Raw genomic sequence first — 15,744 nt, 5'->3', positions numbered from 1 at the left:
ACCCTCCCTATGTTCAATCTGACAAAAGTAAAAGTTATAACATTATAATGTTTATATTTAAAAAAATATAATTACGCTAAAACTAATTGTTCAGCTTGCTTAAGTACTTTCAAACCATCACACATACCATAATCTCGCTGCTCTATAATTGCAACTGGTATATCGTATGACTTTGCAAGAAACTCTACCACTGGAAACAAATACTTCACCTGTGGTCCAATTAAAACAACATCAGCATTTTTCATTTCCAGTTTCACAAGTTCCGAATCAACTGCTTTAATTTTATAATCCTTCCCTTGTTTCTTTGCCTCTTCTTGCATTTTTCTTACAACCATACTCGTTGACATGCCTGCTGCACAACATAATAAAATGTACATATTACACTGTCACTTTCTCTTCCACTCGTTTATGAAGAGTAATAAATTCCTCAGCAAGTTCTTTCACTGTAATGGCATTCATTAAATGATCTTGTGCATGCACTAATAATAAACTTATTTCTGCATGATTGCCTCTTGCTTCTTCTTGAATTAAGTCTGTTTGAATGCGATGAGCTGCTGAAATTTCTTCACTAGCAAGTGTCATCTTTTCACTCGCATTCTCAAAATCTCCTTGTCTTGCAAAAGCGATTGCTTCAAGTGCCGCGCTTCTCGCGTTGCCGCCATGTAAAATTAACGCAAATGGAGTTTGCATATCAGTCATTTTAAATTCCTCCAAGCTATGTTTTTTCTATATTTTCATCTTATTATGAAAACGCATACAATTAAACATAAAAAACTTCCGTTATGTAACGGAAGTTTTAATATACTTTTTCATAATGATAGTAAGATTTCTTGAAAATCATCAACAGCTTGAGCCTGATGCAATTTTTCTATTATAGTTTGATTAGACATAATATCATATAAAAAATCATAAAGCTTTTGTAAATCTTCATTATTATTGCGCTTCACACTAAATAAAATAATAACTTGTACTTTTTTATCTCCCCAGTCAATCGCCTTATCGAGTGTACAAAACATCAAAAATGTCGTATCGCTTAATAATTGCATCGGATGCGGAATTGCCACTAAGTTTCCAACCGCTGTAGGAGATGTGTTCTCTCTCTCCATAACAGAAGCATAAAAGTTTGCGGGTACATAGTTTTTCTCAGCAGCTTTCTCACATAAAAACTGAATAACCTCCTCTTTCGTAGAAGCACTACGATTTAAGAAGATCAAATCTTCCTTAATATATTGCTGCATACTATCATTCACATGTGTAAATAACTGCTTACCAATTGATTTAATCTCTTTATCATCAAATATTGAGTTTACCTTTATAACCGGAACAGGCAAACCACTCGGTATATGAATCGTACTAATAATACAATCTATTTTATCTTTATAAAGATCTTCCACTTTCAATTGATAGTACCCTGTAATACCTACAATCTCTAGTTTATCTCGGAAATGTGATAGAATTTTATATTTCAGTAGTTGTGCACTCCCTTGACCAGTTGCACAAACTAATAAACATCTTTTCTTTTGATTATTTTCCTGCAAGCGGCTCATCGCCCCACCAAAGTGAATGGCAATATAACCAATCTCACTCTCTGGAATGGATTCACCCGTATATTCACCAATTATATCTCCAACGAGAACTGCAATTTCAAAAGCATATGGATAATTTTTTTTCACTTCTGCCAAAAGAGGATTTCGCGTATTTAACTTATACTTCAAACGATTTAATAACGTTTTTAAATGAACACCAAAACCAAATAATAATTCTTCATCATAATAAAAAGTAAGATTCCGTTCTTCCGCTACTTTGAAAAGAATATGCTGCATGAATGCATATACGTCTTTCCCTAATAGCTCTTCCACATTTTCATAGCGATCTCTCGCTGTAACAGCAGTACTTAATAAATGCATCGTCACATATAAAATTTCTTCTTCTGGAAATTGAAGTTTTAGCTCTTCCCCTAAATTCCCTAAAATCTGTTTCGCAATTTTATATTCTTTCTTTATTATAAGTTCAGATTCCTCTACATGCAGTGCTTGAATGTAATGATCATCCCTGCATCTCTTTAAGGCAATCGCAATATGAATTGATAAATTATCAATTTCTATATCTGATAAATATATCGTTCCTCCCTCGATATACTTTAGTATAACTGAGCGGATGAGAGAAATATGGGGTAACGATAAATATGTGTCCGTCTGCTCATAGTTCTCATGAAACGGAGTATGGTCATAACGTGGCAAACCATATTGTGATAAACAAGAACGAATATTAAATTCTTCTCCTACAATACGTATACCATAATATGGTCTTTTTTCAATTTGTAACTCATAGCGACTACAAATATCCGTAACATCTTTCATAATTAAGTTTACAGTAGATTTACTCACATAAATCTCTTCCGCTAGCTGTGAAAGCTTCACATACCCATCTGTCGTTAAAATACGGTGTAAAATATAGGCTACTCTTTCTTCATAAGAAGTTGGAATCTTTTCTGTCTGTTTTTGAAATACATTTACGCAAAAATCTTCAAACTTCTTAGTTTGTATAATTTCTAGTTCGTACCCATTCCCTCTTTGTGATTCAATTTTCGCTCCGTGTTCTTCCAATATATCATTTAATAATTTTATATCCTTTTGAATCGTCTTCGTTGATACGTGTAAACGGCTCGCTAAAAAAGCTCGATTTAACATCGATTTCTCTTCTAAAAACTCCTCTAAAATGGAAATTAATCGCTGATGCACTTTTGTCATAGCTCTTCCTCTCGCTCTTTATATAAAAGGGAAAAAGCCACTGAAATCAGTAGTTTTTCCCCTTTTATCCCGCGTTCATTATTTCTTTAGCGTAAATCCAAACTTATCCCAAGCTTGTAAATAATCTAATAAGAAGATTTCTTCCTCTATAATTCGGCCAACTACATTTGTTTTTCCTGTATTCACCATATCTTTTAAAGCAATTTGCAATTCACCTTTATATTGGCCATATTGCTCATTATCAATTAAAAGATCGCCACGCTTAATTTCACGCGTATTATGCGGTTTAAACTCTTCTTTTTTATATTTCACACGACTTTGTGTAGAACGAATCATATATTCAGATACATCCCCGCGATAAAAATGAGGTTCTTCTAATACGATAATTCTTTCTAAATCTGTTGTTGTATCGTATAGTTCTATATCAAATGTTTGTTTCTCTTTATTTAACGCACCTAGTGCTTGTAATTCTTCTTCTGAAGCATAAGCATTCGCAATAATAACATCATCAATTAATTCTGTTGCAAACAAATGCTTCGCCTGTGTTGTCATCGGTAATTCGCGATGCTGCTCTAACGTACATAACCCTTCTGTTACTGGCCAAGGCCCGTACGTTGCATCGAATGATGAAATAAAAGCAGCTGTTCTCATACCGTAATCTTTAAATTGTTTCGAGCATTTAATGAAATGATCGTATGATAATCCTGAATAACGATGTGGATAAAAATTATGGCAACCAATTAAATTTTCACGATTTGGTCTATGGCTCATAATGTTATCTACATATTTCGTACCGTTACTCATATTAATTTCAATTTTTAAGCCGTATGGATTGTAAGTCATAATCGATTCTTCTAAACCAGAGAATCCAACATCTAAACGGATACCGTACGCTCCTAACTCATGGAAGAACGATAAATCATTATATGAAATACCTAATTGTGTAAAGACAGACGGACTAATATCAACTAATACTTGGAACCCTAATGCATTTGCATGAGAGATCGTTTCTTTAAACTCTTCTATAATTTTCTCTTTTTCGCCATCTACAGATAATAAACATGTGAATACACGTGTAAATCCGTATTTACTCGCTAATGTTACATACTCTTTATCTTTCTCTACTGTCGAATGTTCTGGATAAATAGAAATACCTAATCGTCTCATATGTACACGCCTCTTTCTTCATCATATTGTAAACCTTTTCAAATATATGTAGCGAAAAAGTATGTATCCCCTTTTCTTCCACTACAATTTGAATCCGCTTTCTTTAAAGAAAAAACAATTTCTATCATTCATAACAACTACTAGTCTATACATCTATACTTTACATCTTTTTTTCATAGTTGTGTAGCTTTTACACAAATTTGTCAGTTTTTTCGCCTCGAAAATTGTTATACGTTTTCAAGGCACCTTCCTTGACTGTTACGTTGACCAATACATATACTCGAAAGAATAGAGAAAACTTTTATATAGGGGATGAATATATGGGAGAGGCAGTACTCGTAAAACGAGAACCGTTATGGACGAAAGAGTTTATTGCGCTAATTCTAGCAAACTTATGTATGTTTTTAGGATTTCAAATGTTAATTCCAACTTTACCTGTTTATGTGAAAGAAATTGGGGGCACAAGTTCAAATATCGGATTCGTTGTCGGCATGTTTACCGTTGCAGCACTTTTTATTAGGCCGCTAACTGGAAATGCCTTGCAGAAATTCAACAAAAAAATCATTTTAATGATCGGTACCGCTATTTGTTTACTCGCTATGGGCAGTTATCTTTTCGCTTCAACCGTTTTCCTATTGCTTGCCGTTCGAATTTTACACGGAGCTGGTTTTGGTATTACAACGACTACATACGGAACTGTCGTTTCAGATTTAATTCCGCAAGCTCGCCGCGGTGAAGGCATGGGGTATTTCGGTCTTTCTGGAACTATCGCCATGGCGCTCGGTCCGCTTATCGGACTTTGGCTTATGCAAGCATATAACTTCACGATTCTTTTTTTATGTGCACTTTCATGCACAATAGTTTCATTAATATTAACGAAACTACTTCAAATCAAAAAATCGCCGCAACCACCACAGCAGGCATCTGGTACCTTTCTCGATGGATTTATTGAGCGTAAAGCTTTACTTCCTTCATTATTAATATTATGTATTACATTAATGTACGGGGGAATTGGGAGCTTTATCACATTATTTGCTACGGAAGTCGGGATTGCTGATATCAGTCTCTTCTTTTTATTTAACGCACTTGCAATCGCTGTAACTCGTCCGTTTTCTGGAAGATTATATGATACGAAAGGCCATACATTCGTCATCATTCCAGGAGTTATTATTACGTTTACAGGTATTATCTTGCTGTCGTATACAACTACAATTCCGAGTTTAATTATTGCCGCAGCGTGCTACGGCAGTGGTTTCGGAGCAATTCAACCGGCACTACAAGCATGGATGATTGACCGAGTAGCACCGCACCGGAGAGGAGTAGCAACAGCAACATTCTTCTCAGCATTTGATCTTGGAATTGGTGCTGGAGCGATTATTTTTGGATTCATTGCACACTTTACCAACTATGCAACTGTATATCGATATTCCTCTCTATTACTTATCGCTTTTCTTTTCATTTACATCACAAGCTTACGGAAGCAAAAACAGGGGGATAAAACAAAAGAAAAAGCCGTTGGGTAATGGCTAGTTGGTTCTTTTTCGAAGTACTTAGACCAAAAAATCATGTATACACATTTGTAAAAAGCAGTGGATTCCTAAAAAAATCACACTGCTTTTTGCATTGTATTGAAGAGTGAACCGCTGTTCTATTTATTCATGTTGTTCGTATGATATTAATATATATAGAACGAATTGGAGGAAATATTAATGAAAGCAATAGTGTACACAAAATACGGTCTCCCCGACGTTCTTCAACTGAAAGAGATAGAAAAACCTACTCCTAAGGACAATGAAATACTAGTAAAAATAAAAGCGACAACCGTAACAGCAGGAGATATTCGCTCACGAAGTTTTACGGTTCCCTCTTCTGTTTGGCTACCCGCTCGAATCGCACTTGGCTTTAAGCAACCGAAAAAACAAATACTCGGAATGGAATTGGCTGGTGAAGTTGAAGCGGTAGGAAAAGACGTCACACGATTTAAAAAAGGAGACCAAGTTTTTGCAGCTACCCAAGTAAATTTTGGTTCTTATGCTGAGTATATTTGTCTACCTGAAGGTGGAGCAGTGTGCATGAAGCCCTCCAATATATCCTATGAAGAAGCCGCAGCCATCCCAATTGGAGCACGTACAGCTTTGTTTTCCCTTAGGAAAGCTAACGTTCAAAGCGGTCAAAACATTCTTATTTACGGAGCTTCTGGAAGTGTCGGAAGTTATGCAGTACAAATTTCCAAGTATTTCGGCGCAACAGTTACAGGTGTGTGCAGTAGCTCAAATTTAGAATTGGTCAAATCTCTAGGCGCTGACGAAGTAATTGATTACACCACAAAAAATTTTTCTACTACAGACGAAACTTATGATGTTATCTTTGAAGCGGTAAACAGGAGCTCCTTTTCAGAGTGTATTAAAATGTTAAAAGAAGATGGTACCTATATAAATATCGTTGAACCGTTACCAAGTGCTCAAATGCTCTGGACTAAATTGACAAGTCGCGTGAAACTCATATTAAGTCAAAACGCACCTGAAACTTCCGAAGCATTAAATTTCCTTAAAAAACTTGTTGAGAACGGTAAAATAAAAGTGGTCATTGATAGGCAATACACTTTTGAGGAAATTATTGAGGCTCACATATATGTTGAAAAAGGACATAAGAAGGGAAATGTCGTCATAACTATGGAGCATAATGACGATTCTAAATAAAGAAAAAACACTTTGCATAATTGTTAAAATGCAAAGCACCGAAAGTTTTTAACATAAAAAAGCAGAGCAAATTCATATGCGAATTGCTCTTTTTTATTGTTGCGAGCATCTCAAAAGAAAACAGTTTAAAATAATTTAATCGTTTTTTACTCTCATTAAATAAATCCATTTCAAACCTCCCCCGTTTCCCTACATATTTTTCTAACTTTAATCAAAAAATATGCAAAGAACCATCATCATAACAAAATAAAATTCCAATCCACATACCCAGTTGGGTAGTTTCCCTTCACCTATTTTTACTATCCGCAAATAGTGTGATAAATGTGACTTCTTTACAAACCGATCAGATATATCATCTGAAAAACCAATTAAATCCAGGTGTTTCTTTAAAGATTTGTAAACTTTTTATCCCTTTGTAAATTTAGTGTAAATTTTACTGATAAACCGTTTACAGTGCCTCAAGGTTTAGTTAATAATTACATCGTACATGAAATTTAAGGAGTGGAATGCGTGGAATACAATATTCAAGATATGATCTTCCAGTTCATTGGTGGATTAGGTATTTTCTTATTCGGGATTAAATACATGGGCGATGGACTGCAACAAGCAGCTGGAGATCGTCTTCGTGATATTCTAGATCGTTTTACAACAAACCCTCTTATGGGTGTACTAGCAGGTATGTTAGTTACAGTATTAATTCAATCAAGTTCAGGAACAACCGCTTTAACAGTCGGACTTGTAAGTGCCGGATTTATGACATTAAGACAAGCAATTGGTGTTATTATGGGTGCGAACATCGGTACGACAGTTACTGCATTTATTATCGGGATTAAAATCGGAGAATACGCTCTCCCAATTATGGCAGTTGGAGCAATCTTACTATTCTTCTTTAAAAATAAAAAAGTACATTCTGTAGGTCAAGTTGTATTCGGTTTTGGTATGTTATTCTTCGGTTTAGAATTAATGAGCGCAGGTATGAAACCTCTTCGTGCTTTAGAGTCATTCCAAGAGTTAATGGTTAGCATGAGTGATAATCCAATTTTAGGAATTGTTGTTGGCACAGTCTTCACTTTAATTGTACAAAGTTCAAGTGCGACAATCGGTATTTTGCAAGAACTATTCGGTCAAGGTGCAATCGATTTACAAGCTGCTCTTCCTGTATTGTTCGGTGATAACATCGGTACGACAATTACAGCTGTATTAGCAGCAATCGGTACTTCAATTGCAGCAAGACGTGCAGCATTAGTTCACGTTATCTTTAATATTATCGGTACCATTATCTTTACGATTATATTAATACCATTTACAAGTTTAATTCAATATTTCCAAACGTCATTAAACTTAAATCCAGAAATGACAATTGCATTTGCACACGGGACGTTTAACGTAACGAATACAATCATTCAGTTCCCATTCATTGCAGTATTAGCCTGGATTGTAACAAAAATTATTCGTGGTGAAGATGCATCTATTAACTTCAAACCGCAACATTTAAATCCAATCTTTATTGAGCAATCTCCAGCTATCGCTTTAACAGAAGCTCAAAAAGAAATCATTCGTATGGCTGAGTTTTCATTACATGGATTAAAAGAAGCAAACCAATTTTTAAATACACAAGATAAAAAACATGCTGACATGGCTACTCAATTAGAAGGAGCTATTAACAATTTAGATAAAAAAATTATTGAGTATTTAGTTTTACTATCAGAAAAACCACTTTCACCTACAGACTCTGAAAAACATTCCGTTTTAGCAGGTGTTGTTGGAGATATTGAACGTGTCGGTGATCATGTAGAAAACCTTGTAGAACTTGTAGATTTCCAAATTTCAAACCGCGTTTCACTATCAGATGAAGCACTAGCTGAATTAAATGAAATGCTTGAATTAACAATTTCAACATTACAAGATGCAATCAATGCTTTAACAAACTTTGACACTGAACTAGCTCAAACTGTTATTGCAAAAGAACGTAAAATTGACCAAATGGAACGTGTTTTACGTAAACGCCATGTGTTACGTCTGAACGAACGTAGCTGTTCAGGTGATGCAAGCATCATCTACGTTGATATGGTAAGTAACTTAGAGCGTATCGGTGATCACGCTGTAAATATCGCTGATGGTGTTTTAGGTGAACAAGGAAAAGTAAATTTAAAACAATCATTATAATAGGAAAGAGACGCTAATTTAAGCGTCTCTTTTTTCATTTCATCTTTACAACCGTTCTTCCTTTTAACTTTCCTTGCAGTATAAGTGTAAACTTCTCATCTAATTCTTTTAATGTACATTCTTCTGTATAAGATAATAGCTCTGAATTTTTCCACTCACCTGCTAGCAATGCCCACACGTCTCTTCTCACATCTACTGGACATTGAACTGAATCTATTCCTAAAAGGCTAATCCCTCGTAATATGAATGGGTATACAGTTGTATTTAATTCATGCCCTGCTACGTTACCACACGTTGTTACACAGCCTCCATACTTAACTACCTTTAAAGAACTTTCTAACATGCTTCCGCCTACGGTATCGACAACTCCAGCGTATATTCCTTTAAGCATCGGTCTTCCTGATTCATCACTCAACTCCGCGCGATGAATCATCTTTTTTGCACCTAAACGTAGCAGCATCTGTTCCTCTTCCATTTTCCCAGTTGATCCTACTACGTTATATCCTAGCTTCGCTAAAATGCTAACTGCTACACTGCCTACTCCGCCCGTAGCACCCGTTACTAAAACATCTCCCATACTAGGCGTAATTCCCGCCCTAATAAGCTTATATACCGATAGGGCAGCTGTAAAACCTGCTGTCCCGTACATCATACTTTCCTTCAAAGTCATTTCTTTTGGTAAATGAACAACCCAAGATGATGGCACGCGAATATATTCCCCGAAACCACCAGAAGTATTCATACCTAAATCATATCCAGTTACAATAACTTGATCGCCTTCCTGAAAGGCGTTATTTTCACTATTAACTACCTCTCCCGCTGCATCTATGCCAGGTGTATGAGGATATGTTCTCGTTACACCTTTATTACCAGTAGCTGAAAGGGCATCTTTATAATTTAATGAAGAATAATAAACACGTATTAATACGTCTCCTTCAGGTAAACTATTAATTTCTCTCTCAACAAGATTTCTTTCAAATTGATTATTTTCTTTTTCGTTCACGACAATTGCTCGGAATGATGTATGATTCATTATGCTCTCTCCTTCATCCGTAAAATCTTTCTTTATTATATAAGAAGTATATATACAGCTAATCACATCTTCTTGGCTATATTTCAACAAATCTTACTTCTCTATCACTTTCTCACAATACATATTTTCATTTCTACTAAAACACATTATACTTGTTCTACATCTTAAAAATAAAATATAGAAAATCTGACTTTTTATAAATAAATTGAATTTTTACGAAATGTAAATGATTTGTAATGTTTTTTTTCGCTAAATTTCATTATAATAAGTGGATATGAGTGTCGTATTTCAATTCAAATGAAGGAGTACAAGAAATGGAGCAAAACCCATCTTTGCAAGAAAATACACGCAATAAACCGAAAAAAAGTAAGAAAAAAACAAAAATTATTATAAGCGTCATTCTATTCTTTTTAATAGTAGGTGGCGGTTATACATGGTTTTTAGTAAATAAAGCATCTTCTGCTGTTCGAAATGCCGCTCACGATTTAGCGCGCGGTGATAAATCTGATTTACGTGATAAAGCTGTAAAACCTATTACAAATAACGTCTCTGTCTTAATAATGGGTGTTGATGAAAGCGATGTCCGTGGGAAAGAATATGGTGAAGCTATAAGAACGGATGCACTATTACTTGCAACGTTTAATAAAGATAGCAAAACTGTAAAGCTATTAAGTATTCCACGTGACACGTATACTTATATTCCAGTAGAAAAGAAAAAAGATAAAATTACACACGCTCATGCATTTGGTTCTACTAAAAACGGAAAAGATGGTGGACCACAAGCTAGTATTGATGCAGTTGAAAAATTAATGAATGTTCCCGTCGATTACTTTGTAAAATTCAACTTTAAATCATTCATGAAAATCGTTGATGATTTAGGCGGCATTGAAGTTGACGTACCAGTTGAATTTACTGAACAAGATAGTAATGATAACGCCGATGCAATTCACCTGAAAAAAGGTGTTCAAAAGTTAAATAGTGAAGAAGCTCTTGCTCTTGCTAGAACACGACACGTTGATAGTGATGCGATGCGTGGACAACGTCAGCAACTCGTTATTGAAGCAATTTTAAAGAAACTAACAAGCGTTGGATCCGTAACAAAAGTTGGTAACATCATTGATGATATTAACGGACAATTCGTTACAAACTTAACATTCGATGATATGCTTTCATTCTATAAATATGGAGCAGATTCTTCAATTGAGAAATTACAAATTGAAGGTGAAGATTGTTACATGGCAAAAGGTGATGATACATGTAGTAAGTCATCTGGTGGTGGCCGAACTTACTACTACAATCCAGATAAAAAAGAATTAGCTAATGTTACAAACGAACTTCGTAGTCACCTTGGACTACCTGCCTATACAAAATCTGATTCTGATTCGAAAAAAACAAGCTCAGAGAAAACAAAAGAATCTAAGTCTGAAAATACGAGTGAACGCGAATCAAGTAACGATGAAACTCAAAATAAGAATAACAGTGAAGATACAGAAACATCGTCTAATGACAATGAATAAAGTGAAGCAGTGCTCTATGGAGGTAGAGCACTGCTTCTTTTTAATGCTTTCAAAACAAAAAAATCAGAACTTTCCAACTATCTTTTTTAATATTTTTAAATTATAATAAATAATAGTAATCTATTCCAATTATCAGGGGGCCCACACATATGAAAGCTGCAGTAAAACATAACATTTCAGATTTTAAAGAGTACTTAAAATCAAACGATATATACATGGAAGAAAATATAGATGAAAATGATGGTTCGGTACATTTTTCAGTAGGATTAGAAACAGAAGCTGGCGCAAAAATTCAACTTATCGCTGCTTTCCAAAGCGAACATCCTGCTGTGGATATATACTGCTTCAATGTTGCTCTTGTACCTGATTCAACATCAACAAATGATATTTTACATGTCATCAATGAATTAAACACATCTTATCGATTTGCAAAATTCACGCTAAACAAACAAAATGCAATTGATATTTCAACATCTCTTGCATTCTCAGAACCAAACTTTAATCCCGCACTTGTCTTTGAACATACGAGAATGCTATATAAACTGGCAAACGATGAATATAAGAACTTAATGAAAGTGATTTGGGCGTAAATAAAAAGATGGTGCTACAAGAGCACCATCTTTTTATTTCGATATCATATCAACCCACATCTTTATCGCAGTTCCTACAATTAAAGTAGACAATACGTATTGCAAAACTTTTTGATTCACTCTCTTCCCTACTCTCACTCCAAGAGGAGCGGCAAATAAACTTGCTATCGCAACGATAAGAGCCGGAATAACAACTATTTGTCCAGTAATCACTTTCCCAGTAGTAATTCCTATCGAGGAAATAAAAGTAATAGCGATAGATGTTGCTATTGTTGTACGTATCGGTAGTTTTAAAACAACTAGCATAATCGGTACTAAAAGAAATGCACCACCAGCCCCAATAATGCCGGAAACACTTCCTACAATAAACGCTAGCAAACTAGCGAGCCACTTATTGTACGTAATTCCTTCTGTCCCCTTACGATTGCTTCGCTTCGGTATAAACATCATAATAGCCGCAATAGTAGCTAGTAATGTGTAAACAACGTTTACAGCATGCTCATTTAATAGATTCGCACTAAAGCTACCTACAAAGCTTCCTATTAATATACTAGCTCCCATATACACAACTAAAGTTTTATCCATATCGTTACTTTTCCTATACGCCCACGCGCCTGCAAAAGTTGCAAAGAATACTTGAATCGCTGTAATACCGCTCACTTCATGTGATGTATATCCAGCAAATCCTAGCAATACTGGAATGTATAAGATCATCGGGTAATTAATAATTGCCCCGCCAATCCCAACCATTCCTGATATAAACGACCCTATAAACCCAATAATAAAAAGCAGTACTGTTAAACTCATATTGTATCCCCCGCCTTCTAAAAAGAAGGTGATTTAAATAAATAAATTCACATTCCCATCCGAAGCATCTGCTAAATATGCACCTACTCCTGCAAACTCTACCCCTTCCATAATCTCTTCCTCTTTTAACCCTAATAAATCTACTGTCATTTGACAAGCTACAAGTTTAACTCCCTGTTCTTTCGCCAAATCAATTAAATCTGGTAAAGGCATCGCATTATGTTTTTTCATAATACCTTTAATCATTTTTGGCCCCATACCAGCAAAATTCATTTTTGATAATCCCATCTTATCAGCGCCGCGCGGCATCATTTTTCCAAATACTTTTTCTATGAACGTTTTCTTTACTTTCACATGCTCATCTTTCCTTAAAGCATTTAATCCCCAAAAAGTATGAAAAATAGTCACCTCTTGATCATACGCCGCTGCACCATTTGCAATAATATAAGCAGCCATCGCTTTATCATAATCTCCGCTAAATAAAACAATTGTTGTTTTCTTCTGTTGTTCCATGTTGTTCTCCTCCTAATTACCTGTAGGGGTATTTTAAAAATTGTAAAAAGGCTCAAATTATCTAGCTACACCTGATCCTACTTTCTCCTTACAAAACGTTCATGCCACCTGAAACATTGATAACGCGCTGAAACCCTAATTTTTTTAATACTTTTGCTGCTTGCTTACTCCTCATCCCGCTCTGACAAATAACGATTATTTCCTTATTTTTATCTAATTGATTTGCTCTACTAGCTAACTCATTTAGCGGGATATTCTGAAATCCCTTCATATGATTTCCTCTATATTCACCTACTGTACGAACATCGATAAACTGCTTTCCCTGTTTTCCCACTATACTCTTTAATTCTTTTCCATTTATATTTTGAACACCTTTCACCGGTAAAAAACGTGAAATAACAAACCATACAGCAATTACAATGAAAAGCGTACTTAATATTGTATTCATATAACCAACCTCTCCGCCTTTACAAAACTAGTTCTTCACTACGCCTTCTTAATCCAAAACTTCAGCACATCGTCTTCTATATTATGCTTTACTATTTCATGACCGCCTGTTTTTGACCATGCTGGAATATCTTTTACTGATCCTTTATCCGTTACATGTACTTCTAACACTTCTCCAGTTTGTAAAGTATCCATCGCTCTCTTCGTTCTTACGATCGGCATTGGACATGCTAAACCTTTCGCATCTAATACTTGTTTTACATTCATCATCTATTCCTCCAGTTTGTTATTTTATAATGAATCATGAACTGCACAGCGATTTGGACCAATCTCCATTTCACGCTCTTCTTCCACACTCGGATAAATCTTACCCATATTCGTTTGACGAATTTCTTCATAAGCATTCGGCTGCGGCGGTAAGTTCTCTGTCACAGTTTTACGAAACTCTACCTCATCGGCAATATTTAACCCTACATTCTCCTTAAATAAATCTTGTAAATGCGCACTCACAATGCCTCTGTCGTCCATTTCACTTATTTTTGAATAATGAGCTGGTAAAACAATTAAACCTTGAGATAATTCCTTATAACGTTTATATAAAGTATTTCGTAAATCCCCTACCCAGTCTTCCGCCTTCCCAGCAAGATCTGGACGCCCGATTGAATCTACAAATAAAATATCGCCTGATAATAAATAGGAATCATCTACAATAAATGATGTACTTCCAATCGTATGCCCCGGTGAGTATAATGCGTCAATTTCAATTTTGGTACCCCCCACCGTAATAACAGATCCTTCAACAAGCGGTTTATATGAGAAAACGACTTCCTCCGCATCCTTTGGAGGTAACCAATACGTACCCCCTACTTTTTCAGCTAACCTACGTCCTCCAGAAATATGGTCTGCATGTAAATGTGTATCCATGACATTCGTAATAGTAACACCATGCTCTTCCGCAAAATCTTCATATGCTTCAACCGTTCTGATTGCATCAATAACTGCTGCTTCACCGTTTGAGACGATCATATAAGATAAACAGCCTTTTCCAAGACGGTTAAATTGATATACACTTCCTCCGCCCTGTACATCTCCTACTTTTAACGGCTTTACATATTCACTCCAAGCTTTCATACCACCAGCTAAATAATAAACATCATTGAATCCGGCATGTAACAATTGCTCTGCGACAAACTGCGAAGAACCTTCTTTCGCACATACGACTAAAATTTCTTTCTCCCTCGGCAATTCATCTACAATATGATCTACACCATCTAATAAGTCAAAATACGGTTTATTTATAGAAGAAACTTGTTTCCCTTCAATTTTCCAATCTTCATAGTCCGTTTCATTACGAACATCTAAAATAAACAATTCTCCGAATAAAACTTTCTCTGCGACATCTTTTGCTTGTAACAGTTTAACACTCATTCAATTACCCCCTGAGGTATATTTATATTTAAAAAATTTTATTTTTCTATATTTCCTTGCCACTCTAACATACCTGGAATGACATTTTTCACGTTTGAAAAACCTCTCTCTTTCAACACTTGGCAAGCTACATCACTACGGTTACCAGTTCGGCAAACAACATAAATTGGTTTCGCACTGTCTAACATAGCACTATCTATTTCACCTAATGGAACCGAAATGGCAGATGGAATATGACCAAAGGCAAATTCCGCCGCTTCACGAACATCTACTACAATACACTCTTCACCACTTAATAATAGATCTTGCAATTCCCCATTCGTAATTGTATGAGTATACTTCACAACTTCATTTACTTCATGTTCATGGGATTTTCGTACATAATGCTTTAATATATCTCCCTCTTGTTTCGTTCCGATATATTGATGCCCTACTTTACTTGACCAACTTTGAATATCTAGCATAGAACCTTTATCTGTCGCCTCTATTTCAATAACTTGCCCTGATGCCAACCCTTCCATCGCCTTTTTTGTCTTCACAATTGGCATCGGGCAAGCCAAGCCTTTACAGTCTAAATTCATATCAACTTTTATACTCATAATCATTTCCTCCCTAATTAGCATACAT

16 protein-coding genes are annotated in these 15,744 nt (G+C 35.4%); 5 read left to right on the top strand and 11 right to left on the bottom strand.

The genetic code is table 11. The features are described 5' to 3' along the window. Positions 1-71: 71 nt before the first annotated feature. From NSQ08_RS02580 to NSQ08_RS02565, 4 genes are all read right to left on the bottom strand, one after another. On the bottom strand, positions 72-377 hold the full coding sequence (locus NSQ08_RS02580) for a PTS sugar transporter subunit IIB (RefSeq protein ID WP_340771139.1): 306 nt from the start codon (positions 375-377) through the stop codon (positions 72-74). A gap of 1 nt (position 378) precedes the next feature. Continuing rightward, entirely contained in the window at positions 379-699 is a 321-nt protein-coding gene (locus tag NSQ08_RS02575; protein ID WP_000131328.1) for a PTS lactose/cellobiose transporter subunit IIA, read from the bottom strand. A gap of 110 nt (positions 700-809) precedes the next feature. Beyond that, positions 810-2,750 carry a BglG family transcription antiterminator gene (locus NSQ08_RS02570; protein WP_002029924.1) on the bottom strand — a complete coding sequence of 647 codons (1,941 nt, stop codon included), beginning with the start codon at positions 2,748-2,750 and terminating at the stop codon, positions 810-812. 78 nt (positions 2,751-2,828) lie between these two features. Further along, positions 2,829-3,917, bottom strand: a complete 1,089-nt coding sequence (locus NSQ08_RS02565) for a DUF871 domain-containing protein (RefSeq protein WP_002029923.1) — start codon at positions 3,915-3,917, stop codon at positions 2,829-2,831. A gap of 320 nt (positions 3,918-4,237) precedes the next feature. Between NSQ08_RS02565 and NSQ08_RS02560 the strand changes: the two genes are divergently transcribed. The 3 genes from NSQ08_RS02560 to NSQ08_RS02550 all read left to right on the top strand — a co-directional run bounded on the left by NSQ08_RS02560 (position 4,238) and on the right by NSQ08_RS02550 (position 8,782). Continuing rightward, the gene (locus tag NSQ08_RS02560; RefSeq protein ID WP_340771136.1) at positions 4,238-5,440 is read left to right on the top strand and encodes an MFS transporter; all 1,203 of its coding nucleotides are present in this window, start codon (positions 4,238-4,240) and stop codon (positions 5,438-5,440) included. Positions 5,441-5,626: 186 nt separating this feature from the next. Next, positions 5,627-6,616, top strand: a complete 990-nt coding sequence (locus NSQ08_RS02555) for an NAD(P)-dependent alcohol dehydrogenase (RefSeq protein WP_215588734.1) — start codon at positions 5,627-5,629, stop codon at positions 6,614-6,616. Between the two features lie 510 nt (positions 6,617-7,126). After that, entirely contained in the window at positions 7,127-8,782 is a 1,656-nt protein-coding gene (locus NSQ08_RS02550) for a Na/Pi cotransporter family protein (protein ID WP_340771127.1), read from the top strand. A 34-nt stretch (positions 8,783-8,816) separates the two neighbouring features. Here NSQ08_RS02550 and NSQ08_RS02545 read toward each other — a convergent pair whose 3' ends face one another. Next, complete coding sequence (locus tag NSQ08_RS02545; RefSeq protein WP_088265933.1) at positions 8,817-9,815, bottom strand: YhdH/YhfP family quinone oxidoreductase; 999 nt, start codon at positions 9,813-9,815, stop codon at positions 8,817-8,819. A gap of 314 nt (positions 9,816-10,129) precedes the next feature. Here NSQ08_RS02545 and NSQ08_RS02540 point away from each other — a divergent pair, with 314 nt between their 5' ends. Together NSQ08_RS02540 and NSQ08_RS02535 are read left to right on the top strand one after the other, a co-directional pair. Further along, positions 10,130-11,332, top strand: coding sequence for an LCP family protein (locus tag NSQ08_RS02540; RefSeq protein WP_016101760.1), 1,203 nt, complete (start codon positions 10,130-10,132; stop codon positions 11,330-11,332). Between the two features lie 149 nt (positions 11,333-11,481). Next, positions 11,482-11,922: a hypothetical protein gene (locus NSQ08_RS02535; protein ID WP_002029912.1), complete on the top strand. Its 441-nt coding sequence runs from the start codon at positions 11,482-11,484 to the stop codon at positions 11,920-11,922. A gap of 33 nt (positions 11,923-11,955) precedes the next feature. On the opposite strand, the gene NSQ08_RS02530 is transcribed toward NSQ08_RS02535, so the two are convergent. From NSQ08_RS02530 to NSQ08_RS02505, 6 genes are all read right to left on the bottom strand, one after another. Continuing rightward, positions 11,956-12,729: a sulfite exporter TauE/SafE family protein gene (locus NSQ08_RS02530; RefSeq protein WP_002029911.1), complete on the bottom strand. Its 774-nt coding sequence runs from the start codon at positions 12,727-12,729 to the stop codon at positions 11,956-11,958. A gap of 33 nt (positions 12,730-12,762) precedes the next feature. Then, positions 12,763-13,242 carry a DsrE/DsrF/DrsH-like family protein gene (locus NSQ08_RS02525; protein WP_002029908.1) on the bottom strand — a complete coding sequence of 160 codons (480 nt, stop codon included), beginning with the start codon at positions 13,240-13,242 and terminating at the stop codon, positions 12,763-12,765. Positions 13,243-13,330: 88 nt separating this feature from the next. After that, the gene (locus NSQ08_RS02520) at positions 13,331-13,690 is read right to left on the bottom strand and encodes a rhodanese-like domain-containing protein (protein WP_002010729.1); all 360 of its coding nucleotides are present in this window, start codon (positions 13,688-13,690) and stop codon (positions 13,331-13,333) included. A 38-nt stretch (positions 13,691-13,728) separates the two neighbouring features. Then, complete coding sequence (locus tag NSQ08_RS02515; RefSeq protein ID WP_002029907.1) at positions 13,729-13,959, bottom strand: sulfurtransferase TusA family protein; 231 nt, start codon at positions 13,957-13,959, stop codon at positions 13,729-13,731. A gap of 21 nt (positions 13,960-13,980) precedes the next feature. After that, complete coding sequence (locus NSQ08_RS02510) at positions 13,981-15,117, bottom strand: MBL fold metallo-hydrolase (RefSeq protein WP_340771107.1); 1,137 nt, start codon at positions 15,115-15,117, stop codon at positions 13,981-13,983. Positions 15,118-15,155: 38 nt separating this feature from the next. Then, positions 15,156-15,716 carry a sulfurtransferase TusA family protein gene (locus tag NSQ08_RS02505; protein ID WP_340771104.1) on the bottom strand — a complete coding sequence of 187 codons (561 nt, stop codon included), beginning with the start codon at positions 15,714-15,716 and terminating at the stop codon, positions 15,156-15,158. Positions 15,717-15,744 lie beyond the last annotated feature (28 nt).

Source organism: Bacillus sp. FSL E2-8887 (assembly GCF_038007205.1).
Classification (GTDB): domain Bacteria; phylum Bacillota; class Bacilli; order Bacillales; family Bacillaceae_G; genus Bacillus_A; species Bacillus_A mycoides.
The sequence above is the reverse complement of the archived record's forward strand: the minus strand, read 5'-3'. Positions and strand labels throughout refer to the sequence as shown.